Origin of the sequence: Nocardiopsis oceanisediminis (genome assembly GCF_048595525.1) — a bacterium.
GTDB classification, from domain to species: Bacteria; Actinomycetota; Actinomycetes; order Streptosporangiales; family Streptosporangiaceae; genus Nocardiopsis_A; species Nocardiopsis_A oceanisediminis.
In genome coordinates this window covers 5,240,727-5,266,153 of the sequence record NZ_JAFMZJ010000001.1, presented here as the reverse complement: position 1 = coordinate 5,266,153, position 25,427 = coordinate 5,240,727, and the positions used below count along the sequence as shown (strand labels likewise).

The window sequence follows — 25,427 nt, the reverse complement described above, 5'->3', positions numbered from 1 at the left end:
GTCAGGCCCGGCCGCCGCCCTCGGCGGCCCGGTCGAACCGGTCCGAGGGGTCCGCGGCGAGCAGCTTCCGCAGCTCGCCCTTTGCGACCCGCTCCGAGGCCGTCACCGGGAGCGCGGACCGGAAGGTCCAGTAGCGCGGGACCTTGAAGTAGGCGAGCCGCTCGGCGCAGAATTCGGCCAGCTCGCCGGGCGGGCACCCGGCCCCGCGCGGCACCACCACGGCGTGCGCCTCCTCCCCGCGCAGCTCGTCCGGCTCGGCCAGCACCGCGGCGGCCCCGACCGCCGGGTGCAGCTCCAGGACCCGCTCCACCTCCGCGGCGGCGATGTTCTCGCCGCTGCGCCGGATCATGTCCTTGGTCCGGCCGGCGTGGTAGATCCGGCCCTCGCCGTCCATCCGGGCCAGGTCGCCGGTGCGGAACCAGCCGCCGCGGAAGGCCCGCTCGGTGGCCTCGGGGTCCCGGAAGTACCCGTGCATCAGCCCGGTTCCGCGGATCGCCAGCTCGCCGACCTCCCCGCGGGGCAGCGGGGCGCCGTCGGCGCCGAGCACCGCCGCCTCGCGCCCGGGGACGGCCCGGCCGAGGCAGCCGGTGCCGACGCAGGCGTCGTGGTCCTCCGGCCCCATCCGGATGTCGCCGCCGGTCTCGGTCATGCCGAAGGCCTCGAACCAGGGGGCGCCCCACCGCCGCTCCAGGTCGGCGTGGAGCTCGGGCGGGATGGCCGAGGCGCTGACCGCCCGGACCCGGTGCGCCCGGTCGTCCGGCGAGGCCGGCATCTCCAGCAGCAGCCGGGGCATCATCCCCAGGCAGTAGAACCAGGTGACCCCGTACTCGCGCACCTTCGACCAGAAGGACGTGGGGTGGAACCGGTCCAGCACCACCAGCCGGGCCCCGGAGGCCAGCCCCAGCGCGACGTTCCACTGCGGGTCGACGTAGTGGAACGGCTGCGCGGTCAGCACCGTGTCGCCCGCGCCGATGCCGGGGAACCCCTCGACCAGGCCGGCGGCGAGCGAGGCCCAGTACCGGTGCGGCAGCAGGCAGCCCTTCGGGGCGCCGGTGGTGCCCGAGGTGTACTGCACGTTGGCGACGGTCTCGGGGACCGGGGGGACGGGGGCGGTGAACCGGGCCGGCGGCGGGGAGAACGCGTCCAGGTCGGCGACCAGCTCCAGCGAGGTCGACTCCCGGATCCGCTCCAGCAGCCCGGTGCGTTCGCCCGAGGCCAGCGCGATCCGCGCGCCGGAGTGCGCGAGGACGTGCGCGGCGTCGTGGTCGCGGTAGCGGTCGTTGACCGGGACCGCGACCGCGCCGAGCTTGCCCGCGGCGAGCCAGGCGAGCGGGAACTCGGGCCGGTTGCCGGCCATCAGGGCGACCCGGTCGCCCGGCCGGGCGCCGGCCTCGGCGAGGAAGGCGGCGAACGCGTCGGTGAGCCGGTCGACCTCGGCGAAGGTGAGGTCGCGGCCGGTCTCGTCGAAGGTCCAGGCGATGCGGTCGGGCCAGCGGCGCGCCGCCCTGCGCACCAGGTCGGCCAGGGAGAGCTCGGCCAGGGGCGGCTCGGCGGCGCTCACCGGGCGTCCCGGGCCCGGCTGGCGCCGACCGGGTCGCCGAAGAGCGAGCCGGGCCGCTCGGCCCGGAGCGCGTGCCGCACCTCCAGCTCCAGGGCGGCCTCCACGCTCTGCTCGGTCCCGGCGGTCAGGGCCTCCTTGGCCAGGGCGGTGGAGGCGCGCGGCTGGCCGGCCAGCCGCGCGGCCCGCTCCAGGGCCGCGCCCATCAGCGCGCCGGCCGGGACGACGGTGTTGACCAGGCCGATCCGGTGCGCTTCGGCGGCGTCCACCGGTTCGCCGAGCAGCACCAGCTCCTTGGCCTTGAGCGGGCCGACCAGCAGCGGGAGCAGCCGGGAGGCCGCGTTGGTGATGCTGAGCCCCAGCCCCGCCTCGGGGAAGCGGAACCGGGCGTCCTCGGCGGCGACCACCAGGTCGCAGCAGAGCGCGAGCTCGACCCCGATGCCGACGGCGTGGCCGTGCACGGCGGCGATCACCGGGGCGGGGCAGGCGCGGATCCGCCGGGTGAGGTCCTGGGTGCGCTCCAGCCGCGCGGGCAGCTCCGCCGGGTCGCCGGCGGGCTCCTTCAGGTCGTGGCCGGCGCAGAACGCCCGGCCGCGCCCGGCCAGCACCACCGCTCCGGCGTGTGCCCGGACGACCCGGTCGAACGCCTCGGCCAGCTCCTCGACGAGCGCGCCGTCGACGGCGTTCAGGCACTCCGGCCGGTTCAGCCGGATGACGCCGACACCGCCCTCGACCTCGCACTCGACCGACGGCGGCCGCCCGCCGCCGGACCGCGTTTCGGACACCTGGAGCCTCCCGGAGGACGTGCTGAGCGACGGTCGCGCCGTCACTATCGATCGATTGATCGACTGCGGTAACGCTAAGCACCCCGCCCCGTCCGCGTCAACAGCCCGGGGCCGGCCCCTGCCCGTTCGCGGCCGCCCCGCGCACCGTCCGCCGCCGGGACCGGCGTGCCGGGCGGATCGGACGAGGATCCGGCCGCTCGGGGCCGCGGAGGGCCCGCTCATCCCGGTGGCCCTCCCGCCCGGCCCCGCCGCCGGACCCGTGCCGGTACCGTCCTGCGGCGCCGGTCGGGCGCCGGTCCTTCCGGGCGTGAGCGGACCGGAGGCGGGCGGGCCTGCCGCGGCCCGGAGCCCCCGGCCGGCGCCGGAGGCGGCTCTCCGGCGGCCTTCCCGTGCGGGGGTCTCGGCGCTGTGGCGGGGCCGGGAGCGCCGCGGGCTCCGGCGGGCTCCGGCGGGGCCGGGACCCAGGGGCGGGAGGGGTGCGGGCGTCGCGGGGCGGGCTCCGGTGGGCGTCGGGCTTCTCCCGGCGGGGTCCGCCCAGGTCGGGGGAGGGGCCTCCGCCGGTCCGGGGCGCCCCGGCGGAGGGTCAGCCGGGGTGCGGGGGGCGGGCGCGCAGGGAGGGGAGGCGGATCTGCCAGATCTCCTCGACCAGGGCGCGGATGCCGGAGGCGTCCGGCGCCGGGGCCGCCTCCCCGGCGGGGGCGCCGAGCATCTGGAGCACCAGGACGGCGTGCGCCGCCGAGACGGCGCCCAGGTCCAGGGGGCCCGAGGGCGAGTACCACTTGGCCACGCCCGAGCACATCTCCAGCGCCGCCATCCGGGCCAGCCGGCGGTCCGGGACCGAGAAGGCGCCCCGGTCGCAGCCGTCGGCGATGGCGTCCCGCCAGAACTCCTCGTACCGGTCGCGCAGCCGCACCATCTCGTCCCGGTGCCCGGGGGCGAGGGCGCCGATCTCGTTGTCCACCACGGTGGTCTCGTCCCGGTGCAGGGCGTGCGTGAGCACGTGCACGTGGACGAGGCGGGTGATGACCGCCTCCGGCCCGGCCCCCTCCCCGGCCACCCGCTCGGCCGCCCGGATCAGCCGGTCCAGGCAGGTGCGCATGACCGAGAAGAGCAGGTCCTCCTTGGTGCCCATGTAGTGGTAGAGGGTCGCCGAGGTCAGCCCGGCGCCCTCGGCGAGCTCCCGGATGCCGGTCCCGTGGAACCCCTGCGCGGCGAAGAGGCGGACGGCCGCCTCCCAGACCCGCCGCTGGGTGTCGTCCCCGGAACGGCCTCGTGCGCCCATCGTGCCCCTGCCTCCCTCTCCCGGCCGGTCGGACGGCCGCCTCCCGATCGATCACCCGATCGCCCTGACTCCTGGAGACGGTACCGGCAGCGGCGGACCCGGCCGCGCGATTCCGGGCCGGCCCCCTTGACCGCCCGAATCGCGCCGGTCTACCGTGCATGCACTTTCTCGATCGATCGATCGAGTGATGAGGAGGCGGTATGAGCGACGACCCGACGCCCGTCCGGCAGGCCCGGCCCCCGGCCGGCCCGGAAGAGGGGGCCGCCTCCCGGCGGGGCCTGCGCCCGGGGCTCGGCGACCGGCAGATGAGCATGATCGCGATCGGCGGGGTGATCGGCGCCGGCCTGTTCGTCGGGACCGGCAGCGTGGTGCACAAGGCGGGGCCGGCCGCACTGCTCGCCTACGCCGCCTCGGGGCTCCTGGTCATCATGGTCATGCGGATGCTGGCCGAGCTCTCCGTCGCCTCCCCGCGCACCGGCTCGTTCGCCAGCTACGCCGCACGCGAGTTCGGCGGCTGGATGGGCATGGCCATCGGCTGGCTCTACACCTACGCGTGGTGGGTCACCGTCGGCGTGGAGGCGGTCATCGGCGGCGGGCTGGTGCACCGGCTGCTCCCCTCGGTCCCCGCCTGGGCGGCCGCCCTGCTGTTCATGCTGGTGCTCACCGCCTCCAACCTCGCCGCGGTGCGCGCCTTCGGCGAGCTGGAGTACTGGTTCGCGCTGGTCAAGGTGGCGGCGATCGTGCTGTTCATCGGGCTCGGCCTGGCCGCGATCGCCGGAGCGCTGCCCGGGGTCCCCGCGCCCGGCACCGACAACCTCCTCGGCCAGGGCGGGTTCGCCCCCCACGGCTGGTACGCCCTGCTCCCCGCCGCCCTCGTGGCGACCTTCGCCTTCAACGGGGCCGAAGTGGTCACCATCGCGGCCGGCGAGGCCCGGCGCCCGGCCGAGGCGGTGCGCCGCGCCATCCGCTCCACGGTCCTCCGCATCCTGGTCTTCTACATCGGCTCCGTCGCGGTCATCGTCACCCTGCTGCCGCACGGGGAGGCCGGCATCGACGAGAGCCCCTACTCCGCCGTCCTGGGCAGGCTGGGCATCCCGCACGCCGACCTGATCATGGACCTGGTGGTGCTGGTGGCGGTGCTCTCCTGCCTGAACGCCGGCATCTACACCTCGTCCCGGATGGCCTACGCGCTGGCGGCCGGCGGCGAGGCGCCGCGCCTGCTCGCCCGCTCGAACGCCTCCGGGGTCCCGGTCCCCGCGGTGCTCGCGGCCGGCCTGGCCGGGCTGCTCACCGCCTGCGCGAACTACTTCTTCAGCACCGACGCCGTCTTCGACTTCCTGGTCGCCTCCAGCGGCTCGGTGATCGTGCTGCTCTACCTCTGCATCGCCGCCACCCAGATCCGCGCCCGCGGCCGGGCCGAGCGCGAGGGCCGCGGCCTCCCGGTGCGCATGTGGGGCCACCCCTACCTGCCGTGGGCGGTGGTCGCCGTGCTGGCCGGGCTCTTCGCCCTGCTCGCCCTCGACCCGGAGACCCGCCGCTCGCTGCTGCTGACCCTGGCGGTCGCGGCGGTCGCGGTGACCGCCGGGCTGATCCGGCAGCGCAGGCGCCGGCAGTCACCGGCCGACCCCGGCCGGAGCGCCCCGCCGCAGGGCGGGACGCCGTAGGCTGCAAGGCGTGACCGACGCCTCGCGGCCGCTGGAGGGGGCGCGCCGGCCCTGCGGACTCCGGCCCTACCAGCGCACGGCGGTGCGGCGCGTCGCCGAGCGCTGGGACGCCGGGCGGCGCCGCACCTGGGTGGTGCTGCCGCCCGGCGCGGGCAAGACCCTGGTCGGCCTGGAGGCCGCGCGCGAGCTGGGCCGGCGCACCGTGGTGTTCGCCCCCAACACCGCGATCCAGGGCCAGTGGACCGCGCACTGGCGGGCCTACGAACGGCCCGAAGGGTGCACCGCCGGGACCCGGCGCGACCTGCGCGACCCCGTCACCGTGCTCACCTACCAGTCGCTGGCGGTGTTCGACCCCGACGCCGAGACCGACGAGGACGGCCGCCCCCGCGCCTCCCCCCGGGAGCGGCTGCACGGCAACGGCGCCGCCCTGGTCGCGGCGCTGCACGCGGCGGGCCCGATCACGGTGCTGCTCGACGAGTGCCACCACCTGCTCCAGGTGTGGGGCCGCCTCCTCGACGAGGTGCTGGCGGAGCTGGACGACGCCTACGTGATCGGGCTGACCGGCACCCCCGCAGCGAGCCTGACCGCAGCCGAGGCCCGGCTGGTGGACCGCCTGTTCGGCCCGCCGGTGGTCGGCGCCTCCATCCCGGCGCTGGTCCGCGACGGCCACCTCGCGCCCTTCGCCGAACTCGCCTACCTCACCGCGCCGACCCGCCCGGAGCGGGACCACCTCGCCGAGCAGGGCACCCGGTTCGCCGAGATGTGCACCGACCTGCTCGCCCCCGGGTTCGCCGACACCGACTTCCTGCCCTGGCTGGACGCCAGGTTCACCGAGCGGGCCACCGGCGGCGGCGAGCGGCTGCCCTGGCCGCGGCTGGCCGCCCAGGAGCCCGAGCTCACCGACGCGGTGCTCCGGCTGCACCACGCCGGGCTGTGCGCCCTGCCCGAGGGGGCCCGGATGCTGGAGCGCCACCGGCACCCGCCGCGCGCCGAGGACTGGACCGCGCTGATCGGCGACTACGCGCGCAACCGGCTGGACGGCGGCTCGGCGCGGGACCGCGCCGCGCGGGAGCGGATCCGGGCCGCGCTGCCCTCGGTCGGCTACCACCTGACCGCGCGCGGCGTCCGGGCCGGCGCCTCCCCGGCCGACCGGGTCCTCGCCCGCAGCGCCGCCAAGTCCTACGCCACGGTGGAGATCCTCTCCGCCGAGAGCGCGTCGATCGGCGCGCGGCTGCGCGCCCTGGTCCTCTGCGACCACGAGCGGGCCGCGGCGCGGCCCCCCGCCCGGCTCCGCGGCGTGCTGGCCGACGATGCCGGATCGGCCCGGCTCCAACTGGAGCTGCTCGCCGCCGACGCGCGCACCGAGGGCCTGTCCCCGATGCTGGTCACCGGCCGCACCGTGGCGGCGGCCCCGGCCACCGCGGCCGACTTCATCGAGTTCGCCGCGGGCGAGCGCCCCGACCTGGACCTGCGGGCCGTGCCGAGCGGGCCGCTCCACCAGGTCGAGGGCGGCTGGAGCTCCCGGATCTGGGTCGCCCTGGCCACCCGCTTCTTCGAGGCCGGCCGCTGCCAGGTGCTGGTGGGCACCCGCGCGCTGCTCGGCGAGGGCTGGGACGCGCGCGGCGTCAACACCGTCGTCGACCTGACCACCGCGACCACCTCCACCGCGGTGGTGCAGAGCCGGGGCCGCGCACTGCGGCTGGACCCGGCGTGGCCGGAGAAGACCGCGCACACCTGGACCGTGGTCTGCAGCACCGATGGGCACCCGCGCGGCTCCGCCGACTGGAACCGCTTCGTCCGCAAGCACGAGGGGTACCTGGGCGTCGACGCCGACGGCGAGGTGATGAGCGGCGTCGCCCACGTCGACCCGGCGTTCTCCCCGTTCGAACCGCCGCCGGAGGAGGAGCTGGACGCGGTCAACGCCCGGATGCTGGCCCGGGCCGAGCGGCGGGACGAGACCCGCCGCCGCTGGAGCCTGGGCGCCTCCTACCGGGACGAACTCCTGCCCACGCTGCGGGTGCGCCCGGACCGCGGCCGGGCCGCCGCCCCGGCCGGCGACGTTCCACCGCCGGAGCCCCCGACAGCACTGCCGGCGGCCGCGGGCGCGATTCCCGGCCCCGGCGCCCCGCCCGCCTCGAGCCCCGTGCCGCCGGCCACGCTCCCCACTCGGGCCGCGGCCCTGCTCGTCGCCGTGCCCGCCCCGCTCGCCGCTCTGCTCGCGCCCGTGTTCGCCGTCCTACCCGCCCGGCTCGCCGCTCTGCTCGCGCTCCTGCTCGACCTGCTCGTCTGCCTCGGTGTGATCCTCACCTTCTTCGGGGCGCCGCTCCTGGTGGTCGTGGCCTTCGTGGCGCTTCCCTGGTGGGCGGTGCTCGGGCTGTTCGCCCTGCCGCCGACCCTGCTCATGGCCGTGGAGGGGCACCGGGAGCGCGTCCGGGTGCGCGGCGTGGTGCGGATGCAGGAGATCGCGGCGGGGCCGGTGGACACCGCGCGCTACGCGTGCGCGGTCGCCGACGGCCTGCGCGCGGCGGGCCGCTCCCCGGTCGGCGCCGAGGGGGTCAGGATCCGGGTGGACGCAGACGGGGTGTACCGCTACACGCTGACCGGGGCCGGGGCGACGGCGGCGGAGGAGTTCGCCACCGCCCTGGACGAGGTCCTGGCGCCGCTGGTGGGCAGCCCCCGCTACCTCGTCCCGAGGTACCTGCCGGACGCCCCGACGAACAGTCGCGACGCCCGCGCACGGGCCCGCGCCCAGCTGGCCGGCCGCCCCCGCGCCAACCGCGCCGCCTACCACGCGGTCCCCGGCGCCTTCGGCCGGAACCGGGAGGCGGTCCGCGCCTTCACCGGCGCCTGGAACACCTGGGTCTCCGCCGGAGAGGCGGTCTACGCCGCGAGCGCCGCGGGCCGCGAGATCCTCGCCGGCCACTACGGCACCGACCCGACCGGGACCGCCACCGCCCGCCGGATGTCCTGGTCCTGACCAGGGGCCCGGCCGGAGAGGCCCGGCCTCGGGGAGGGGCCGGCCTGCTGGGGGCTGCCGGGTATGCGGTCGACTCGGCGCGGCGACGATGACGGCGGAGGAGGGGAGACGGCCAGGCCTCTCACCCGGGCGCGGCGTCTCGCGGGGTGGGGGGTTCAAGCAGGCGGCGACGGCGGGGAGGGGCACCGGCTGGTCGGTCGGGTACGGCGCCTCGCGGAGCGGAGGCTCAAGCGGGCGGCGACGGCAGCGGCAGGGGCGAGGCCGGGCGCCCCAGCCGGGCGCGGCGCCTCGCGGGGCGGGGGTTCAAGCGGGCGGCGGCGACGGCGGGGAGGGGCACCGGCTGGTCGGTCGGGCGCGGCGCCTCGCGGAGCGGAGGCTCAAGCGGGCGGCGACGGCGGGGAGGGGCACCGGCCGGTCGGGCGCGGCAGAGCAGGGCGGGGCGGCCGGGGCAGGGCAGCCAGAGCGGGATCGCCGTGCCCGCGTAGCCCGGGCGCCGGGGTCGGCCGCCCCTGAAACCGCTGCCCCTCTCTGACCTGGGTGAATACGCAGGGTGATGGCGGTGTGGGGCGCCCTGCGCACCGCGAGAGCACCCCGGTGATTCCCGGGCGCGCATCCCGGCCCGGATCGGCCCTCCAGGGACCCGAACGGGGCCGATCGGGCCAGTGATGGAGGGTTCGAGCCGCCCGGAAGACCGGAAAGTGGGGGCCGGAACCTGGGGAGGGGCGGCCCAGGGGGCGGGATGTCGCTTTTGTTCTCCCGTAGGGCCCTGTTTGGCCACTCTGGGTAATCGACGAGGGGGTGGTGGGGGCTTTGAGGCTTACTACTCGCTGGTAGATGTAATCGGGGTGCTGCGGAGGTGCGCAGGGCGCGCCCGCTCCGCGAGACGCCGCGCCCGGCTGAGGCGCCCGATCACGCCCCTGCCGTTGTCGCCTGCTTGAACCCCCACCCCGCGAGGCGCCGCGCTCGGGTGACACCGGCGCCCTGTCCCTGCCTTTGCCGTCGCCGCCTGTCTTGACCTTCGCTCTGCGAGGTGCCGCGCCCGGGTGAGGCGCCCGATCACGCCCCTGCCGCTGCCGTCGCCGCCTGTTTGAACCCTCGCTCCGTGGGGCGCCGCACCCGACCGACCAGCCGGTCCCCCTCCTTGCCCTCGCCGCTGGCTTGAACCTTCACTCCGTGCGGTGCCGCGCCTGACCGACTGGCCGGTGCCCCTGCCCGCCTTCGCTGCTGGCTTGAACCTTCGCTCCGTGGGGTGCCGCGCTCGACTGGGGCGCCCGATCACGCCCCTGCTGCTGCCGTCGCCGCCTGTTTGAACCCTCGCTCCGTGGGGCGCCGCACCCGACCGACCAGCCGGTCCCCCCTTGCCTTCGCTGCCCGCTTGAACCTTCGCTCCGTGGGACGCCGCGTTCGGGTGATGTCGGTACACCGGCCCTTTCTCGGCCGTTGTCGCGGAGGTGCCTCGACGGCCTTCGCCGGTTTTTCGGCGCGCGGGTGTGGGAGCGGATCGGTTGATCCCGGGCGAAAGCGCTCCGGGGGTGGGCCGTGCGGCCGCGGATCGGGCACAATCGCGGCCATGAGCGACCTGCGCATGCTCGGCCCCCTCTACCAGCCGGCCGAAGAGACCGCGGAAGGCTGGCGCACCCGCGTCCACCCGGGGAACACCCCGCAGGGCGGCCGGGACGCGCTGGCCCACCACTTCCTCAAGGAGGAGGCCGCGGCCGACGGCGACCCGGAGCGCGCGCGGGAGTTCGCCGACGCCGCCAACCTGATGGACTGGGAGAAGCACGACGAGGTGTCGGTGCTCGGCCGCCGGTACCGGATCGTGCGGATCGAGCGCTACGTGCTGTTCACCGAAGACGAGCCGGAGCCGCCCGGACCCGCCGACGCGGATCCGCCGCGCGGCCCGGTCGGCCTCGGCGCCGACTCCGACCCCGGCCCGCGCGCCGCCGGGCTCAAGGAGGAGATCGCCGGCACGGTCCCCGCGGGCGGCCCGGTCCCGGCCGAGGTCACCGAGGACGCCCTGGTGGGGAGCATGGCCTACCCCGACCTGGTGACCATGCCGCCCGACTTCCAGCTGCTCTCCAAGGGGCGCGGCGATCCGGGCTGGCGCCCGATGGGCCAGGAGCATGCCACGCTGGAGGAGGCCCGGGACGCCCTCCGCCGGTTCTTCGAGAACATGGTCCGCGAGGACGAGGAGGGCTCCTCGCTCCGCCCCGGGGTGGGCGACGCCTGTCGGCGGGAGCTGCGCCGCTGGTCGGAGGAGGACGGCCCGATCGACGCGGCCGACGTGCTGGAGCACCGCTTCCGGGTGGCGCGGGTGCTGCGCGTGGTCCGGGTGGGCTTCGACGGCCCGGAGCCGCCCCGGGCCAGCGACCCCGACCCCGAACTCCCGCCGGCGGTCCTGCACCTGGAGGCCGCCGAGGCCGGCGAGCTCTCCCCGGACGACGCCCCGGTCCCGCCCCGCCCCGGCCCGGAGTCCCGGCGCTTCCTCCCCGGCGATTCGCCCTAGATCGTTGATGGGGGAAGCCCGCCCTGGGGCGATGATCTTGACGTTGCGGGGCTATCAGAGCCCTCTGATACCCCCGCAACGTCAAGATCATCGGGGGAGGGGGAGGGAGTGGGGTGTTCTGCTGGGCCCGTCGCCTTTTCCCATCAACGATCTAGAGCCGGTGGCCGCGGCCGCCCGAGGCGGGGGCGGCCCGCCGGGCGGCGGCCCGGTGCGGGGCGGAAGGCAGGGCGCCGCCCCGTCCCCGCTCTCCCACCGGCCGCCCCGCCGTGGCCGGGAGGCCGGCGCCCGGAAGCGGGGCCGTGCCGCCGGTGCGACCGCTCCGGAACCCCCGCCGCGGGGCGACCGCCCTGGTCCGCGCGGCGGGGCGGGTCTCGGCGTTGCTAGCATGAGCGCGCCCTGGAGGCGGGGCGAAAGGCGACGAAAGAGGCGGAGGAGGCGGGCGTGGCGCGAATGCGGCCGTTCACCGGGATGGCGGCGGTGCTCCTGGCCGCGCTGACCGCAGTGCTGGTACCCGGCGCGCCGGCGGCCCTCGCCGACGGGCCCGGTGCGGACCGGACCCCCGCGGCCTTCTTCGCCGAGCGGCTCGCCGAAGAGCGGCCGGGGAGCGCGGTCTACGTCAGCGACGCCCTGGCGGGCGCCTACGACACCGAGGCCCTCGACGCCGAGCTGCACGGCGTGTTCGACCCGCTGGACGTCCCCTACTACGTGGTGGCCGCCCCGCCCGCGCACACCTACGGCGAGTCCGGGGCCCCGGTGTCGGCGCTGATGGACCGGGTCGGCGAGGACGGCGTCTACGTGCTGGTCTCCCCCGGAACCGCCATGGTGGAGGCCACCGCCAAGGGCGTGGACCTCCCCGCGGAGGAGGCCGCGCGGCAGCTCCTCTACAGCACCGACCTCGGCTCCGATCCGAGCATCGGCGACACCGCCCGGGCCTTCGCCGAGGCGCTGACCGACCCCGCCGTCGCGGAACGGGGCGCCGACACCGGCGCGTCCCCGCCCGACGACGGGGAGCCGTGGGACTTCCTCCCCTCGGACCTGAACCCGGGCCGGGAGACGCCCGCCGCCAACCTGGGCCTGCTCTGCGGGATGCTGGGCAGCGCCGCGGGCATCCTCCTCCTGGCCGCCGCGGTGCGCCGGTCCCTCCGGGACCGGGCGCCCTCCGCCGGGAAGGGCGGGGCGAAGAAGGGCAAGGGGAGGAAGGAGCGGCGGCCGCTCCCGCTCCGGGCGGCCGCGGTGGTCGCCGGCGCGCCCCTGATGGTCCTGGCCGCACTGGCCGCCGCGGCGCTGCCCGTCGCCGGCGGCGCGGCGCTGACCGTCGCGGTCGGGGCCGACATGGACGCCTACGAGGCCGAGCAGGCCGAGCAGGCCGCCGGCTCGGGCGGGGCGCGCCGCGCCGAGGACGAGCGGTTCCGGCCCGAGCCGCCCTACGTCCGGGAGACCGCCCGGGTGGAGCGGATCGCCGCCGGCCTGGAGAAGAGCCCGTTCTACCTCGACCCGCTGGCCTCGTCCGCGCTGGCCCCGGAGGAGGCGGAGGAACTGGCGGAGCGGGCCGCGGGCTCCGAGGTCCCGGTCCGGGTGGCGGTCGTCGCGATGGACACGGCCGACGAGTCCGGCGGGGACCCGGAGATCCTGGCGCACGCCCTGCACTCGGTGCTCGGCGAGGACGCGGTCTACATCGTCGCCGCCGCGGGCCGGAGCGGCTACGGGGTGGTGACCGTCCCGTTCGGCGCCGGCCCCTCCGAGTACGACGTCCGGGAGAGGGTCGGCCGGGAGCAGGAGAAGGAGGACGCCGGCACCGTCCAGGTGATCGGCGCCGCCCTCACCGCGGTCGAGCAGGGCGACCCGGACGGCTGGGAGACCTACCCGGCGTCCGAGCCGTACCTGCCCGAGCCGCCCGAGCCGGCGGAGGGCCGCCCCTACCTCGGCGACTACTTCGGCGGCGAGGGGGCGCTCCCGGGGACGCTGTTCTTGGGGCCGCTGCTCGCCGCGGCGCTCGCCGCGGCCTGGTGGGCGCTGAAGAGGCTCGGCCCGTTCCTGGTGCTCCGCCTCCCGATGCTCCGCGCGGGGCGGTCGGCGGCCCGCGCCGCGGCGGAGCTGGGCGACCCGGAGGCCCCCCGCCGCCCCGGCCGGTCCGCGCTGGACCGCCTGTTCGACCAGGAGTGCGCGGAGCTCAAGAAGGCGGTCGGAGAGGCCGGCGAGGGGCACCGCCGCTACCCCGAGGCGATGTCGGCGCTGGACGCCGCGCTGCTGCTCGCCGAGGAGGAGCACGACGAACTCGACCTGGTCGGCCTGGTGGTGCTGCTGCGCACGGCCCGGGGCCGGCTGCGCGGCCTCCCCGGGGCGGACCGGCCGGTGTGCGGGATCAACCCGCTGCACGGCCCGGCCCGGGACCGGGGCAGGGGGAAGGGCGGCGACCGGTGGCGCTCGGCCTTCTGCCCGGCCTGCGCCGCCCTCACCCCGGCCGAGCGGGCCGAGCGGGTCCTGCGGGTCCGGGTCGGCGGCGGGGCCGCGGTGCCGCACACCGGGGCGGACCGGTTCTGGACCGCGACCGGCTACGGCGCGGACGGCACCGACCTCGCCGACGAGGTCCGGGCCCGGCTGGGGGTGCGGTGAGCGGCGGACGGAACACGGACCGGGCGCCGGAGCGGCGCGGAACGACGGCGGACACGGGAGGCGCAACGGTGCTCGGCAGGACTGGAAACGGGCCGGCGGCCGCGGGGCGGCGGGCCCCGCGCGCGGCGGCGCTGCTGCTCGGCGCGGCCGCACTGCTCGGTGCGGCCCCGGCGGCGGCCGACACGGACGGCGGGGCGCCCGGCGGCGCGGCCGAGATCGCCGAGGCGCTGCAGGAGTCGCCGGTCCTGGTGGACCCCGCCTACGCCTCGGCCCTGCCCGAGGAGAAGGCCGGCGCCATCGCCGAGAGCATCGAGGCCAGCGGCGAGCCGCTGTTCGTGATCGCGCTGCCCGTCGCCAAGGGCGACCGGTGGCAGGGCGAGGTCGACAACCTCCTCGACGCGGTTCACGACCGGTCCGGCCTGTCCGAGGCGCACTACATCGCCTTCGGCGGGCAGATGGTGGAGGGCGCGGACTACCCGGCGGACAGCGCCTACGAGAAGGGCGGGATCAACGCCTCCGTGGCGGCCTTGGCGCCCTCCTACGAGAACGACTTCCAGGGCACCCCCGGCGCGGAGATCGAGCGCGCGGTGGAGATCGCCCTCTCCGGGAAGGCGGAGCAGGTCTACGAGGAGGCCAAGGAGGGCTACGAGGAGCGCAACGGCGGCCTGTTCGGCTCATCGATGCCGCTCCCGCTGCTCACCTGGCCGCGCCTGCTGGCCTGGGCGGCCGGGGCGGTGGCGCTGATCGCCGGAGTGCTGCTGCTGGTCCGTGCGCGGCGCAGGGCCGCGCGGACCAGGCACGCGGTCCGGGCCGCCCCGCTCACCGCCTTCGACAACGCCGACGCCGCCCGGCTCGACGAGCTGTCCGAGCGGGTCGGCGAGGAGATCGTGGCGGTCGGCGAGCGGCTGAGCCGCGCCGAGACCGGCGGCCGCGGCGGCGCGGAGGCCACCGAGGCGCTGCAGGGCGCGCTCAACGCGCACACCGCGGCGGGCAAGGCGCACGACGCGGCCCGGGACGGCGAGGCGGACCTCGCCGACGAGGTCGGCGCGCTGGTCCTGCTCGACATCGCGGAGTACCGGATGGCGCGGGCGGCGGCGCTGGCCGCGGGCCGGCGGCCGCCCCGGGAGCGGCGGCACTGCTACGCCAACCCGCTGCACGGCACCTCCACCTCCGACGCGGAGTGGCGGCCGGTGGGCGCCCGCCGCTCCGTCACCGTTCCGCTCTGCCCCGACTGCGCCCGCGCGGTGCGCCGCAGGGCCACCCCGAAGGCGCTGGTGATCCGGCAGGGCGGCGAGGACGTCCCGTACTACACGGTCCCGGCCGAGAAGAGCGTCTGGTCGGCCACCGGCTTCGGCGCCCTCCGCTCCGACCTGGTGGACCGGATCCTCCGCGGCGACCTGCGCACCCCCGACCGCGGCCCCCGCTCCTGACCCGAACGGTTCCGGGATCGCTCCCGGGACGTCGGGAACCGGTCCGCCCCGGCTCAGCTTGTTCTTCAACCTGGGCGGGCGTGGTGCTCCTTCGGGCTCATGGCGCGTTCGGCCGCCTTTCCCGCGTCATGGCGCGGTGTCCGACGCCGGTTCTTCGGGCCCCGGGGGGGCGTCCGGGGCCCGGGGTCGGGGGTTGGGGCGCGCCGGCGGGACGGGCCGCCTCCGCGCGGGCGTCGCGAAGGCCCCGCCGCGCCCGCGCCGGGCTCGACCGCCCCGGTGGCCGAGTCCGCTCCCAGGAGCGGCGCGGGTCCTCGGCGGCCGGGGCGGGCGGAGCCGGGTGCGGGCGGCGGTCACAGGCCACGTCCACCCATCGGCCGCCTCGATGCTCCGGCCGCCCCCGAGGTTGAAGAACAAGCTCAGAGACTGCCGGGGGTGCGCCCGGTCGCTTGGAGCGTCCGGCCGCGGGCCGCCCTGCGGCCGGCCCGCCCCTCGCCCGTCCTTGTCGGGCTCCGGGCTGTCGCTTTCCCCGCCCTGGACGCGCGTCCTGCGCGGGACTGCAAGGCCGGCGGGCCGGGCGAAAGCAGCAGCCCGGAGCCCGACGCCGTCGTGGGGCGGTGCTTCTCGAAGAAGGCGTGCGCGGGGCCGGGGCCGACGCAGGCAGGCGCGGGGCTGAGGCTCCACGCGGGCCGGCGGCGGCCGAGCACTCCGACCGGCCGGCGGGCGCGCCGGTGAGCGGGAGCGCGGGCCGCCGGGGATTTCACCGGGTACCTCGCCGAGCGCCTCGCGGAGCGGGCGGGACGGACGCGATGAACGGGCGGATCGGACGGGGCCGCTCCCCGCGCGCTCCGGGCGGGACGGGGACGGCGCCCTGCCCGCCCCGGCGCCTCCGCAGGCCGACCGGGCGGTCGGAAAGAGACGGGACACGGGCCTACAGGGCGGCGGCGATGCGGTAGAAACGCCTCATGCATTCCTCTTCCACCGCCGACGGCCGTGCCGATCATCCGCTGCGCGGCGAGGTCCGCGAGATCGGGACCAGGGCCGGCGCCACCCGCCTGGAGTACGCGCCGGAGCCCGACGGGCGGGCCGACACCGGCGAGGTCGTCTGGACCTGGGTCCCCTACGAGGAGAACGACGGCCGGGGCAAGGACCGCCCGCTGCTGGTGGTCGGCCGCAAGGGCACCCGGCTGCACGCCCTGATGCTCTCCTCCCAGGCGCCCGACCCGCACGAGGAGCACGACTGGCTCGAACTCGGCGAGGGCCCCTGGGACTCCGGCGGCCGCACCTCCTACCTCTGCCTGGACCGGCTCTTCGAGATGGAGGAGACCGACATCCGCAGGGAGGGCGCGGTCCTCGACGGCCGCCGCTTCGCCGAGGTCGCCGCGGTCCTCCGCCGCCGCTACGGCTGGCGCTGACCGCTCCCCGGCGCCGGGGCGGCCCCCGCCCCTCTCCGCTGCGTCCCGTCCCCGTCCGCGCGCCCGCGAGCGGGCACGGGGTCCTCGAGCCCGCGCCGGCGGACACCCGCACCCCCAGAGGCCCCGGAAGGGGAGGAGAGCGGCGGCCGCCGTGCGGGCGCGGTCCTCGACGGCGCCGTTCGGCCGAAGTGCTCCGCTGCCGCTACGGTCGGCGCCGACCACCCCCCGGCGGGGGCCCGGGAGGCAAGGCGCCGTGCGCGGCTCCGCCCTCCGCACCCCTTGGCCCGCACGCGGGCACGGCGGTCCGGGCGCCGGCCGGCCGCACCCGAACCGAGGCCTCGGAAGGGGAGGAGAGCGGCGGCCCGCCTCGGTCCTCGGCCGGATCGCGCCGCGTTCGGGCGGCCGTCCGCCCCCGGCGGGCGCGCGGAACGCGTCCGGTGCATGCGTGCGGGGCCCGGGGCGGGGCGGTCAGAGGGCGGGCAGGGCGGCGGCCTCGGCGATGAGTTCGGCGGAGCGGAGCCGGGACGCCGGGCCGCCGCCCTGGAAGGCGATGATGAGTTCGTCGGCCCGGGCGTGCGCGGCGAAGTCGTTGAGGTAGGCGACGACCTCCTTGGGGTCGCCGACCGCGGAGTAGGTGGCCATCTGCTGCACGTGCCGGCCGGCGGGCGACTCCAGTGCGGCGTCGGCCTCCTCGGGGCTGAGCGTGCGGCCCCGGGCCAGCAGCTGGGCGGCCATCCGGCGGCGGGCCAGGTGCGCCTGGCGCCGGGCCTCCTCGGAGGTCTCGGCGGCGGTGGCGTTCACCCCGGCGATCACGTACGGCTCGGCCAGCTGCTCGGAGGGGGAGAACTCGGCGCGGTAGACCGCGACGGCCTCCTCCAGCGCGGCCGGGGCGAAGTGCGAGGCGAACGCGTACGGCAGGCCCAGCGCCGCGGCGAGCTTCGCGCCGAACAGCGAGGAGCCGAGGATGTACAGCGGGACGTCGGTGCCCTTGCCCGGGGTGGCCTCCACGCCGGGGACCACCGAGCGGCCGGCCAGGTAGCCCCGGAGCTCCAGCACGTCGTCGGGGAAGGCATCGGCCGCGGACGGGTCGCGGCGCAGCGCCCGCAGCGTGTTCTGGTCGCTCCCGGGCGCGCGGCCCAGGCCCAGGTCGATCCGGCCGGGGTGCAGCGTCTCCAGGGTGCCGAACTGCTCGGCGACGGTCAGCGGGGCGTGGTTGGGCAGCATCACGCCGCCCGCGCCGACCCGGATCCGCTCGGTGTGCGCGGCGATGTGCGCGATGAGCACGGCGGTGGCCGAGGACGCGATGGTCGACATGTTGTGGTGCTCGGCGTACCAGACCCGGCGGTAGCCCAGCCGGTCGGCGGCCTGCGCCAGCTCCAGGCCGGCCTGCAGGCTCTCCCCGGCGGTTCCCCCCTCCGGGATGTGCGCGAGGTCGAGGACGGACAGGGCGGGGGCGGAACCGGGCGCGGACAAGGTCGGCGGCCTTTCGTGACGGGGTCTGCGGGGCGCGGCCGCGGGAGGGTCGCCCTTCGCTCAACCGCACCGCCCGGCCCGTTATTTCGGATCCGCCGTCCCGGGCCCGGAACCCCGGGCGCGGGGCCGTTTTCGTGTCGGACGCCCGGAATCCACCCCGGGGACGGGGGCGGAGGTGACAATGAGGCCCGTGTCTCTCGGAGAGGACGGTCACATGGCCCGCACATCCCCCGGAACGTCCACGAGACGGCTGATGCTGTACTCCGCGACGTTCGCCCTGGTCACCGCGGTCGGCGTACTGGGCCCGCCGCCTCCCGGGGCGGCGGCCGACCCGGCCCCGCCGGGCGGCGTCGCCCGCTTCTACGACAACGAGGGCGTCTCCGACGACGGCGAACCGGACGGGGCGGACCTGGACGGCGACGGGCGCAGCCTGTCCGCGCAGGCGCTGGCCGCCGCCGGCTGGGGCCCCGGGGACACCGTCACCCTGCACGGCACCGAGCTGCGGATGCCCGACACCCGCCCGGGGGAACCGGACAACGCGGTCGCCGACGGGCAGCGGGTGCGGCTGCGCGGCGCGGTGCGGGCCGTCACCTTCCTGGCCGCGGCCACCGGCGGCGACGCCGCCGGCACCGGGCGGATCATCTACCGGGACGGCTCCGAGGAGTACCGCGTCACCACCCCCGACTGGGAGACCGGCTCCCTGGCGACGAAGGCGGTGGCGCTGCCCTACGCCAACACCCCGGACGGGCCGACCGGGGAGCAGGTGCGGCTGTACGCCGTCACCGTGCCGGTCGACCCGGACCGGAAGCCGACCGGCATCGAGCTGCCGGAGATCGGGGACGGCGCCCGGATGCACGTCTTCGACGTCGGCGTGCGCAAGGAGCAGCGGGACTGGACCGGGACCTGGGCGGCCTCGGCCTCCGGTTACGCCGAGGTGGGGCCCTGGGAGGACCAGACCCTCCGGATGGCGGTGCGGACCGGCGCCGGCGGCCCGGACACCCGGCTCCACTTGGACAACGTCTTCGCCGCCGAACCGGTCGAGATCGGCGCGGTCACGGTCGCGCTGCGCGACGAGGGGGCCGCGGCCGCGCAGCGGCCGGTCCCGGTGGAGTTCGGCGGGGAGCGGTCCGCGGCCATCCCGGCCGGGGGCCGGCTCACCAGCGACCCGATCGGCTTCGCGCTGTCGGACGCCGCCGAGCTGCTGGTCAGCATCCACCTGCCGGAGCGGGTCGAGGCGGCGCCGGTGCACACCGCCGCCACCGGGACCAGCTACGCGGGCGAACCGGGGACCGACCTGAGCGGGGAGGCGGACGGCTCCGGCTTCACCGCCGCCTTCGAGAGCTGGCCGTTCCTCGCCGGGATCGACACGGCCGGCGGGACCGGGTCGGTGGTCGCGCTGGGCGACTCGATCACCGACGGCGTCGGCTCCACCCCCGGGGCCGACCGCCGCTGGCCGGACGTGCTCACCGACCGGCTCCTGGACCAGAACCGGGTGCCCCGCTACGGGGTGCTCAACCAGGGCATCTCGGCGAACCGGGTGCTGACCGACCGCTACCGCGGCGACGGGGTGAGCAGCGATACCGGCGGGGTGAGCGCGCTGAACCGGCTGGACCGGGACGTGTTCGCGCAGACCGGGGCCCGGACGGTGGTGGTCTTCCAGGGGATCAACGACGTCCGCTGGGGGGCCGGCGCGGAGGATCTCGCGGACGGCCTGCGCACCATCGCCGAGCGCTCCCGGGAGCACGGGCTCCGGGTGGTGGCGGCGACCATCGCGCCCTGCGGCGGCTACCCGGACTGCTCGGCGGAGGTGGACGCCCGCCGCACCGAGGTGAACGCCTTCATCCGGGAGAACTCCGGACCGGGCGGCCTGTTCGACGCGGTGCTCGACTTCGACGAGGTGCTCCGCGACCCCGCGGACCCCGCCCGGCTGCTGCCCGAGTACGACTCCGGCGACCACCTGCACCCGGGCGACGCGGGCCTGCGCGCCATCGCGCACTCGGTCGACCTGCGCCTGCTGGTCCCCGGCGAGTCCTAGCCCGCCGCCGGGCGAGGGGCGGCGGCCGCAGCGGCCCCCCGGCCCCCGCCCCTCCCCCCGGTGGTCTCGGCGCTGCGGGGGCGGCAGGGCGCCCTGCCGCCCCCGCAACGCCGAGACCGTCCCTCTGGGGCGGAATCAACGGTCCGGCCGGCACCGGTCCGGGCGCGCCGGCGGTGCGCTCACGCGCGGCGCGGCCCCGCGGGCGCGCGGTAGCGGCGGGCGGGCGCAGGGGCGGCAGCGCGGCGGAAGGGCGGCGCGGCCCGGGGCCCCGCCGCCGGCCCGGGGGAGCGGGCCCCGGACGGCGGGCTCAGCCGAAGTTCTTCATGATGGAGCCGAGGAAGCGCGCGGTCTCGGAGGCCGGGGCGGCGTCCACGCACAGCCGGTCCATCACCACCATGTACTTGTCCGTCTCGTCCGGCTTGTCCAGGTAGACGGCGCTGGCGAGCTGCTCCAGGTAGACCACGTCGGGCAGCTCGGCCCCGGTGAAGCGGAGGATGCTGAACGGGCCTCCGGCGGCGGCGTGCCCGCCCTTGGCGAACGGCACGATCTGCAGCGTGACGTTGGGCAGCGTGGCCATCTCGATGAGGTGCTCGATCTGCCGCCGCATCGCGCCGGTCCCGCCGAGCGGGCGGTGCAGGGCGGCCTCGTCGACCACGGCCCACAGCTTCGGCGCCCCGGGCTCGGTGAGCCGGCGCTGCCGCTTCATCCGCAGCGCCACCCGGCGCTCGATCTCGTCCCCGGGGGCGTCGCCGTGGCCCAGCATGACCACCGCGCGGGCGTACTCCTCGGTCTGCAGGAGGCCGGGCACGAACTGCAGCTCGTAGCTGCGGATGATGGAGGCGGCCTCCTCCAGGCCGACGTAGACCTCGAACCAGCTCGGCAGGACGTCGCTGTACTTGTGCCACCAGCCGGGGTTGTTGGCCTGCCGGGCCAGGGCGACCAGGCTCTCCCGCTCCTCGGGGTCGGTCACCCCGTAGAGGGTGAGCAGGTCGGCCACGTCGCGCTCCTTGAAGCTGACCTGGCCGAGCTCGAGCCGGCTGATCTTGGCGTGCGAGGCGCGGATCTCGTAGCCGGCGTCCTCGCGGGAGATGCCCTTCTCGGTGCGCAGGCGGCGCAGCTGGGTGCCGAGGAGGATCCTCAGGACCGTGGGGCCGCCGCGGGGCGAAGAGAGGACGTTCGCGGTGGGGACCGCATCCGTGCGCGCTAATTGCATGTGCCCTCCGGGGGGTGCGGTTCGCGCGGGGTCGGTGGAACAGGATAGGGGGAAACCGAGCCCGGGGCTCCCGGACCGCGTTCCTTCTCACCATGCGGACCGGGTTCTCACACCTCGGAGGCAACGGTAACCCCCGGGCGGGCGCCCGACAACACCCCGGGACGATATCTGCACGGAGCACCTGCACGGGGCGCATGCACGGGAATGTGTCTGAAATGTGCCGAAAACCCCGTCTGGACGGGAGAAGAAGGACGCCGCCCTCCCCGGCGGAGGAGGGCGGCGCCCGGTCCTGGGGGCCCGCAGCGCGAACGGGGAACGCTGCGGGCGGGGGTCAGAGCGCGGTGTCGAGGGGCGTGGCGAGGTCGTCGAAGTCGCCGCGCTTGGCGCCCTGGACGAAGGCGGAGATCTCGGCGGGGGTGTAGACGAGCGCGGGTCCGCTCGGGTGGCGGGAGTTGCGTACCGCGATCTCACCGCCGGGCAGCCGGGCCAGTTCGACGCAGTTCCCGCTGGGGTTGCTCAGCGAGCTCTTGCGCCACACGGCGCCCGCGATCCGGTCGGCGGGGGCGCCGTTGCCGACCTGGGCGGACTGACTCATGCGTTCCTCCTTCGTCGCTCTCCGGGCGGCCGGGCCGCCCGGGGTGCTGCCGCGAGTATTGCATGCACGTGCATTCGTGTTTGCACCGGTGCTTGCGTCGGTAAGCACAATAATCTTCGCTTAATGCGCGAAATCAGTGCGCTGGTGACGATTCAGACAGTGACCGGCGCGCCCCTTTGGGTGTCCCGGGGGAGGTCACGGCCGCCGGGCGGGGTCGGGGCCGGTGCGCTCCGACCGGGGGCGCCGCGGTCGGCCCCTCCGGCGGCGGCCGGCCGAGAGGTCCGATGAACCTGCAGCTCGCGACCTATTTGTGAAATGGTGCGCGATGGGGCAACGGTGATCCTGGGGAGGAACGGCGCGCAGGGGGCACGTTTCAATAACAAAGAGGTGCGGGGGCGACACTTTGCCCGAGCCTCACTAGACTGCGGTGTGCACGTGCATCCGTGCTTACACTCGTAAGTCACGGCGAACCGGCCGAAAACCGGCCGGAGGGCGGTGGACGTGCGGAAAACCCGCGGACGGCGCGAGCCGGCCGATACCAAGCCATCCAGCAGCCCAGCGGTACGAGGGATGACATGACGGCCTACCCCGCACACTCCGGCCCCGGCGACCTGTCCGCGGTCCCCTTCGCCCCGCGGTCCTTCCTCCGCGCGAACCCCGCCCCGGCGCCCTGGGACTGGACCGGCCTCTCCGCGGCCCCGCTCCCGGTCGGCGACCTCTTCGTGCACGCGGCCACCGCCGTCCAGGGGCTCGCGTTCAACGCCGCCTCGGTCAAGTCCGCCCGGGACTTCACCACCCGCGTGCTCCGGGAGTGGGAGCTGGAACCGCTCCGCTCCGACACCCTGCTCGTCGTCTCCGAGCTGGTCACCAACGCCTGCCGGCACGCCGTCCCCAGCGCGGGCGCGCTGTCCGACTGGTCCATCCAGTTCGGCCTGGTCCGGCACGAGTCGCGGCTGGCCTGCCTGGTCTTCGACCCCAGCGCCGAGGCGCCGGTCCGGGTCGACCCGGACGAGCGCGCCGAGGGCGGCCGCGGCCTGGCCCTCATCGAGGCCTTCAGCGCCGACTGGGGCTGGAGGGCGCTGCGCGGCCAGGGCAAGGTCGTGTGGGCCTCCTTCGAGACCGCCGCCTGAACCGGGCCGGACACCCGGCGGCCCCCTCCGAACGCCGTTCCTGAGAGGGCCGGTCCTCCGCACCGTCCACGGGGGACCGGTCCTCTCACGAGCGGCGTCCCGGCCCGCGGTCCGGATGAAGATCTCTTCATCGGCGTTTCATCTTCACTTGAAACCGGTCCGGGATGCTCTTCCCATGAGACCGCTGCACCGATTCGCCCTGATCGGGGTGGTCTGCGCCGTCCTGGCGGTGGCCGCCGCCATGGCCTGGAGCGCGGGCCGCACGGCTCCCGACACGCGCCCGCCCGGTGAGGTGGTCGTCGGGGAATCGCCCGAACCCCCCTCCGCCTCCGCCGCCACCGGGGAGGAGCAGGGCGGCGACGAGGGCGTCGTCGACCCGCCCCCCGCGGTCTCCGGCGGCGGCTCGGAGTCCCCCTCCCCGGAGTCCTCGGACCCCCCGGGATCCCCGGAGACCTCCGCCCCGCCGCAGCCCCTGCCCGGGGGCGATGACGACCTCGACGATGATGATGACGATGACGACGACTGACGGCCCGGACCGCGGCCCCAGACCGGTGATCGCGCCCACCGCGCCGCTCGCCGAGGACCTGGTCACCACCGACCCGCAGGGCGCCGGCACCGAGGAGGCCCGGCCGCGGCTCCGGCTGCCCGCCAGGGTGCGGATCATGCTCTGGGTCGCCTCCCTCACCGCCGCCGTGCTCCTGCTCGTGGTGCTGGTGACCTGGCAATCGCTCCTCGGCGGCCTGGACGGGCGGGTGGACTCCGCCCTCGGCCAGGAGATCGAGGAGTTCGAGGAGTACGCCCGGGTGGGCATCGACCCCGAGACCGGGCGGAGCTTCACGCACACCGAGGCGCTGATGCGCGCCTACCTCACCCACCAGCAGCCCGACGACTCCGAGATCCTCTTCGGCCACATCGACGAGGCCCCCGGCGCGCAGGTGCCCACCGGCCGGGTCCGGCAGGGCCCGGAGCCGGTCTACGACGTCTCCGCCGACGGCGCGCTGCTCCGGGAGATCCTCGACGACTCCGCGGCCCGCGGCTCGGTGAGCACCCCCGAGGGGGAGATGCACTGGGAGAAGCTGCGGGTGAAGGCGCCGGCCGGCAGCGGCCACCCGGACGGCTGGTTCGTGGTCGGCTACTTCACCGCCGCCGACCTGGCCGAGCTGGGCACCACCACGCGCACCGTGGGGCTGGTCGGCGCGGTCGGCCTGCTGCTCACCGGCACCGCGGCCTGGTGGGTCTCCGGGCGGATCCTCGCCCCGGTCCGGCTGGTCCGCCAGGCCGCCGCGGAGATCTCCGAGGAGGACCTCACCCGCCGCATCGACGTGCCCGGCAACGACGACGTCGCCGCACTGGCCGAGCAGTTCAACGGCATGCTCGACCGGCTGCACGGCGCCTTCGACGTGCAGCGCCGGTTCATCGACGACGCCGGGCACGAGCTGCGCACCCCGATCACCATCGTCCGCGGCCACCTGGAGCTGATGGGCGACGACCCCGAGGAGCGCCGCGAGGTGGTCCGGCTGGTCACCGACGAACTCGACCGGATGGCCCGGATCGTGGAGGACCTGCTCCTGCTGGCCAAGGCCGAGCGGCCGGACTTCCTGCACTACGAGCGGGTCTCGGTGGAGGAGCTCACCATCGACATCGACGCCAAGGTGCGCGCCCTGGGCGAGCGGGAGTGGCGCCTGGAGGAGATCGGCGAGGGCCCGATCCGGGCCGACCCGCAGCGGGTCACCCAGGCCATGGTGCAGCTCGCCGCCAACGCCGTCCGCTACACCCCGCCCGGCTCGATGGTCTCGATCGGCTCCCGGCTCTCCGGCGACGGGGAGAAGGCGTCCTTCTGGGTGCGCGACACCGGACCCGGCATCGCCCCCGAGGAGCAGGACCGCATCTTCGGCCGGTTCGCCCGCGGCGCCTCCACCGGCGGCGACCGCGCCGGGGCCGGCCTCGGCCTGGCCATCGTCCGCGCCATCGTGGACGCGCACCACGGATCGGTGCACCTGCGCTCGGCGCCCGGCGAGGGCGCCTCCTTCACCCTGACCTTCCCGACCGGCGCGAGGAGTGACCGCCAGTGACCCGCATCCTCATCGCGGAGGACGAGGAGCGCATCGCCTCCTTCGTCCGCAAGGGCCTGACCGCCAACGGCTTCGCCACCACCGTGGTGGGCACCGCCCGCGAGGCCGTCGAGTACGCGCTGACCGGCGACTACGACCTGATGGTGCTCGACCTCGGCCTCCCCGACGACGACGGGTTCGCCGTGCTGCGCAAGGTCCGGGACAGCGGCTCCCCGCTCCCGGTGGTGGTGCTCACCGCCCGCGACGGGGTGCGGGACACCGTCACCGGGCTGGAGATCGGCGCCGACGACTACATGACCAAGCCGTTCCGGTTCGAGGAGCTGCTGGCCCGGGTCCGGCTCCGGATGCGCGGCGAGCGCACCGGCGAGGCCACCGTCCTGGCGCACGGGGACCTCTCCCTGGACCTGCGCACCCGGCGGGCCACCGCCGGGCGGGAGACCGTCGACCTCACCGCCCGGGAGTTCGCCCTGCTCGAACTGCTGATGCGCCACCGCGGCCAGGTCCTCTCCCGGCAGCAGATGCTCTCCCAGGTATGGGGGTACGACTACGACCCGGGGTCCAACGTGGTCGACGTCTTCATCCGGGCGCTGCGCAAGAAGGTCGGCGCCGGCCGGATCCAGACCGTGCGCGGCATGGGCTACCGGCTCGCCGACTGAGCCGGCCCGCGCCGGGGTACCTATCC

17 protein-coding genes are annotated in these 25,427 nt (G+C 76.5%); 11 read left to right on the top strand and 6 right to left on the bottom strand.

The window, feature by feature from the left end; all coding sequences use genetic code 11:
• Position 1: 1 nt before the first annotated feature.
• The 3 genes from J0910_RS23000 to J0910_RS22990 all read right to left on the bottom strand — a co-directional run bounded on the left by J0910_RS23000 (position 2) and on the right by J0910_RS22990 (position 3,625).
• Complete coding sequence (locus J0910_RS23000) at positions 2 to 1,561, bottom strand: AMP-binding protein (protein ID WP_420160616.1); 1,560 nt, start codon at positions 1,559 to 1,561, stop codon at positions 2 to 4.
• Positions 1,558 to 2,343 carry an enoyl-CoA hydratase/isomerase family protein gene (locus J0910_RS22995; RefSeq protein ID WP_420160615.1) on the bottom strand — a complete coding sequence of 262 codons (786 nt, stop codon included), beginning with the start codon at positions 2,341 to 2,343 and terminating at the stop codon, positions 1,558 to 1,560. Before J0910_RS22995 ends, J0910_RS23000 begins: the two co-directional genes overlap by 4 nt.
• Positions 2,344 to 2,926: 583 nt before the next feature.
• On the bottom strand, positions 2,927 to 3,625 hold the full coding sequence (locus J0910_RS22990; protein WP_420160614.1) for a TetR/AcrR family transcriptional regulator: 699 nt from the start codon (positions 3,623 to 3,625) through the stop codon (positions 2,927 to 2,929).
• A gap of 200 nt (positions 3,626 to 3,825) precedes the next feature.
• Between J0910_RS22990 and J0910_RS22985 the strand changes: the two genes are divergently transcribed.
• The 6 genes from J0910_RS22985 to J0910_RS22960 all read left to right on the top strand — a co-directional run bounded on the left by J0910_RS22985 (position 3,826) and on the right by J0910_RS22960 (position 16,227).
• The gene (locus J0910_RS22985; protein ID WP_420160613.1) at positions 3,826 to 5,289 is read left to right on the top strand and encodes an amino acid permease; all 1,464 of its coding nucleotides are present in this window, start codon (positions 3,826 to 3,828) and stop codon (positions 5,287 to 5,289) included.
• Positions 5,290 to 5,299: 10 nt separating this feature from the next.
• Positions 5,300 to 8,266, top strand: coding sequence for a DEAD/DEAH box helicase family protein (locus J0910_RS22980; RefSeq protein ID WP_420160612.1), 2,967 nt, complete (start codon positions 5,300 to 5,302; stop codon positions 8,264 to 8,266).
• 1,570 nt (positions 8,267 to 9,836) lie between these two features.
• Positions 9,837 to 10,772, top strand: a complete 936-nt coding sequence (locus J0910_RS22975) for a DUF5954 family protein (RefSeq protein ID WP_420160611.1) — start codon at positions 9,837 to 9,839, stop codon at positions 10,770 to 10,772.
• Positions 10,773 to 11,213: 441 nt separating this feature from the next.
• On the top strand, positions 11,214 to 13,385 hold the full coding sequence (locus J0910_RS22970) for a hypothetical protein (protein ID WP_420160610.1): 2,172 nt from the start codon (positions 11,214 to 11,216) through the stop codon (positions 13,383 to 13,385).
• Between the two features lie 68 nt (positions 13,386 to 13,453).
• Positions 13,454 to 14,815 (top strand): hypothetical protein, encoded by a 1,362-nt coding sequence (locus tag J0910_RS22965; RefSeq protein ID WP_420160609.1) that lies wholly within the window; start codon positions 13,454 to 13,456, stop codon positions 14,813 to 14,815.
• Positions 14,816 to 15,777: 962 nt separating this feature from the next.
• Positions 15,778 to 16,227, top strand: a complete 450-nt coding sequence (locus J0910_RS22960; RefSeq protein ID WP_420160608.1) for a type II toxin-antitoxin system PemK/MazF family toxin — start codon at positions 15,778 to 15,780, stop codon at positions 16,225 to 16,227.
• 468 nt (positions 16,228 to 16,695) lie between these two features.
• On the opposite strand, the gene J0910_RS22955 is transcribed toward J0910_RS22960, so the two are convergent.
• Entirely contained in the window at positions 16,696 to 17,700 is a 1,005-nt protein-coding gene (locus J0910_RS22955) for an LLM class flavin-dependent oxidoreductase (RefSeq protein WP_420160607.1), read from the bottom strand.
• A gap of 214 nt (positions 17,701 to 17,914) precedes the next feature.
• Here J0910_RS22955 and J0910_RS22950 point away from each other — a divergent pair, with 214 nt between their 5' ends.
• On the top strand, positions 17,915 to 19,735 hold the full coding sequence (locus J0910_RS22950; protein WP_420160606.1) for an SGNH/GDSL hydrolase family protein: 1,821 nt from the start codon (positions 17,915 to 17,917) through the stop codon (positions 19,733 to 19,735).
• A 307-nt stretch (positions 19,736 to 20,042) separates the two neighbouring features.
• Here the strand turns inward: J0910_RS22950 and J0910_RS22945 are convergent, their stop codons facing one another.
• Both J0910_RS22945 and J0910_RS22940 read right to left on the bottom strand, forming a co-directional pair.
• Positions 20,043 to 20,948 carry a helix-turn-helix domain-containing protein gene (locus J0910_RS22945; RefSeq protein WP_420160605.1) on the bottom strand — a complete coding sequence of 302 codons (906 nt, stop codon included), beginning with the start codon at positions 20,946 to 20,948 and terminating at the stop codon, positions 20,043 to 20,045.
• Between the two features lie 331 nt (positions 20,949 to 21,279).
• On the bottom strand, positions 21,280 to 21,543 hold the full coding sequence (locus tag J0910_RS22940) for a DUF397 domain-containing protein (protein WP_420160604.1): 264 nt from the start codon (positions 21,541 to 21,543) through the stop codon (positions 21,280 to 21,282).
• A gap of 575 nt (positions 21,544 to 22,118) precedes the next feature.
• Here J0910_RS22940 and J0910_RS22935 point away from each other — a divergent pair.
• The 4 genes from J0910_RS22935 to J0910_RS22920 all read left to right on the top strand — a co-directional run bounded on the left by J0910_RS22935 (position 22,119) and on the right by J0910_RS22920 (position 25,401).
• Complete coding sequence (locus J0910_RS22935) at positions 22,119 to 22,673, top strand: ATP-binding protein (protein WP_420160603.1); 555 nt, start codon at positions 22,119 to 22,121, stop codon at positions 22,671 to 22,673.
• Between the two features lie 175 nt (positions 22,674 to 22,848).
• A complete protein-coding gene (locus J0910_RS22930; RefSeq protein WP_420160602.1) occupies positions 22,849 to 23,199 on the top strand; it encodes a hypothetical protein in 351 nt (116 codons plus the stop codon).
• A complete protein-coding gene (locus tag J0910_RS22925; protein WP_420160601.1) occupies positions 23,186 to 24,745 on the top strand; it encodes a sensor histidine kinase in 1,560 nt (519 codons plus the stop codon). Before J0910_RS22930 ends, J0910_RS22925 begins: the two co-directional genes overlap by 14 nt.
• A complete protein-coding gene (locus J0910_RS22920) occupies positions 24,742 to 25,401 on the top strand; it encodes a response regulator transcription factor (protein WP_017596008.1) in 660 nt (219 codons plus the stop codon). The genes J0910_RS22925 and J0910_RS22920 overlap by 4 nt, the downstream gene beginning before the upstream one ends.
• Positions 25,402 to 25,427: the final 26 nt, after the last annotated feature.

Excerpts from the sequence above, each read along its gene's own strand:
- J0910_RS22950 (WP_420160606.1), top strand. The coding sequence starts at position 17,915 with ATGGCCCGCACATCCCCCGGAACGTCCACGAGACGGCTGATGCTGTAC.
- J0910_RS22930 (WP_420160602.1), top strand. The coding sequence starts at position 22,849 with ATGAGACCGCTGCACCGATTCGCCCTGATCGGGGTGGTCTGCGCCGTC.
- J0910_RS22990 (WP_420160614.1), bottom strand. The coding sequence starts at position 3,625 with ATGGGCGCACGAGGCCGTTCCGGGGACGACACCCAGCGGCGGGTCTGG.
- J0910_RS22975 (WP_420160611.1), top strand. The coding sequence starts at position 9,837 with ATGAGCGACCTGCGCATGCTCGGCCCCCTCTACCAGCCGGCCGAAGAG.
- J0910_RS22925 (WP_420160601.1), top strand. The coding sequence starts at position 23,186 with ATGACGACGACTGACGGCCCGGACCGCGGCCCCAGACCGGTGATCGCG.
- J0910_RS22945 (WP_420160605.1), bottom strand. The coding sequence starts at position 20,948 with ATGCAATTAGCGCGCACGGATGCGGTCCCCACCGCGAACGTCCTCTCT.
- J0910_RS22985 (WP_420160613.1), top strand. The coding sequence starts at position 3,826 with ATGAGCGACGACCCGACGCCCGTCCGGCAGGCCCGGCCCCCGGCCGGC.
- J0910_RS22940 (WP_420160604.1), bottom strand. The coding sequence starts at position 21,543 with ATGAGTCAGTCCGCCCAGGTCGGCAACGGCGCCCCCGCCGACCGGATC.
- J0910_RS22960 (WP_420160608.1), top strand. The coding sequence starts at position 15,778 with ATGCATTCCTCTTCCACCGCCGACGGCCGTGCCGATCATCCGCTGCGC.
- J0910_RS22935 (WP_420160603.1), top strand. The coding sequence starts at position 22,119 with ATGACGGCCTACCCCGCACACTCCGGCCCCGGCGACCTGTCCGCGGTC.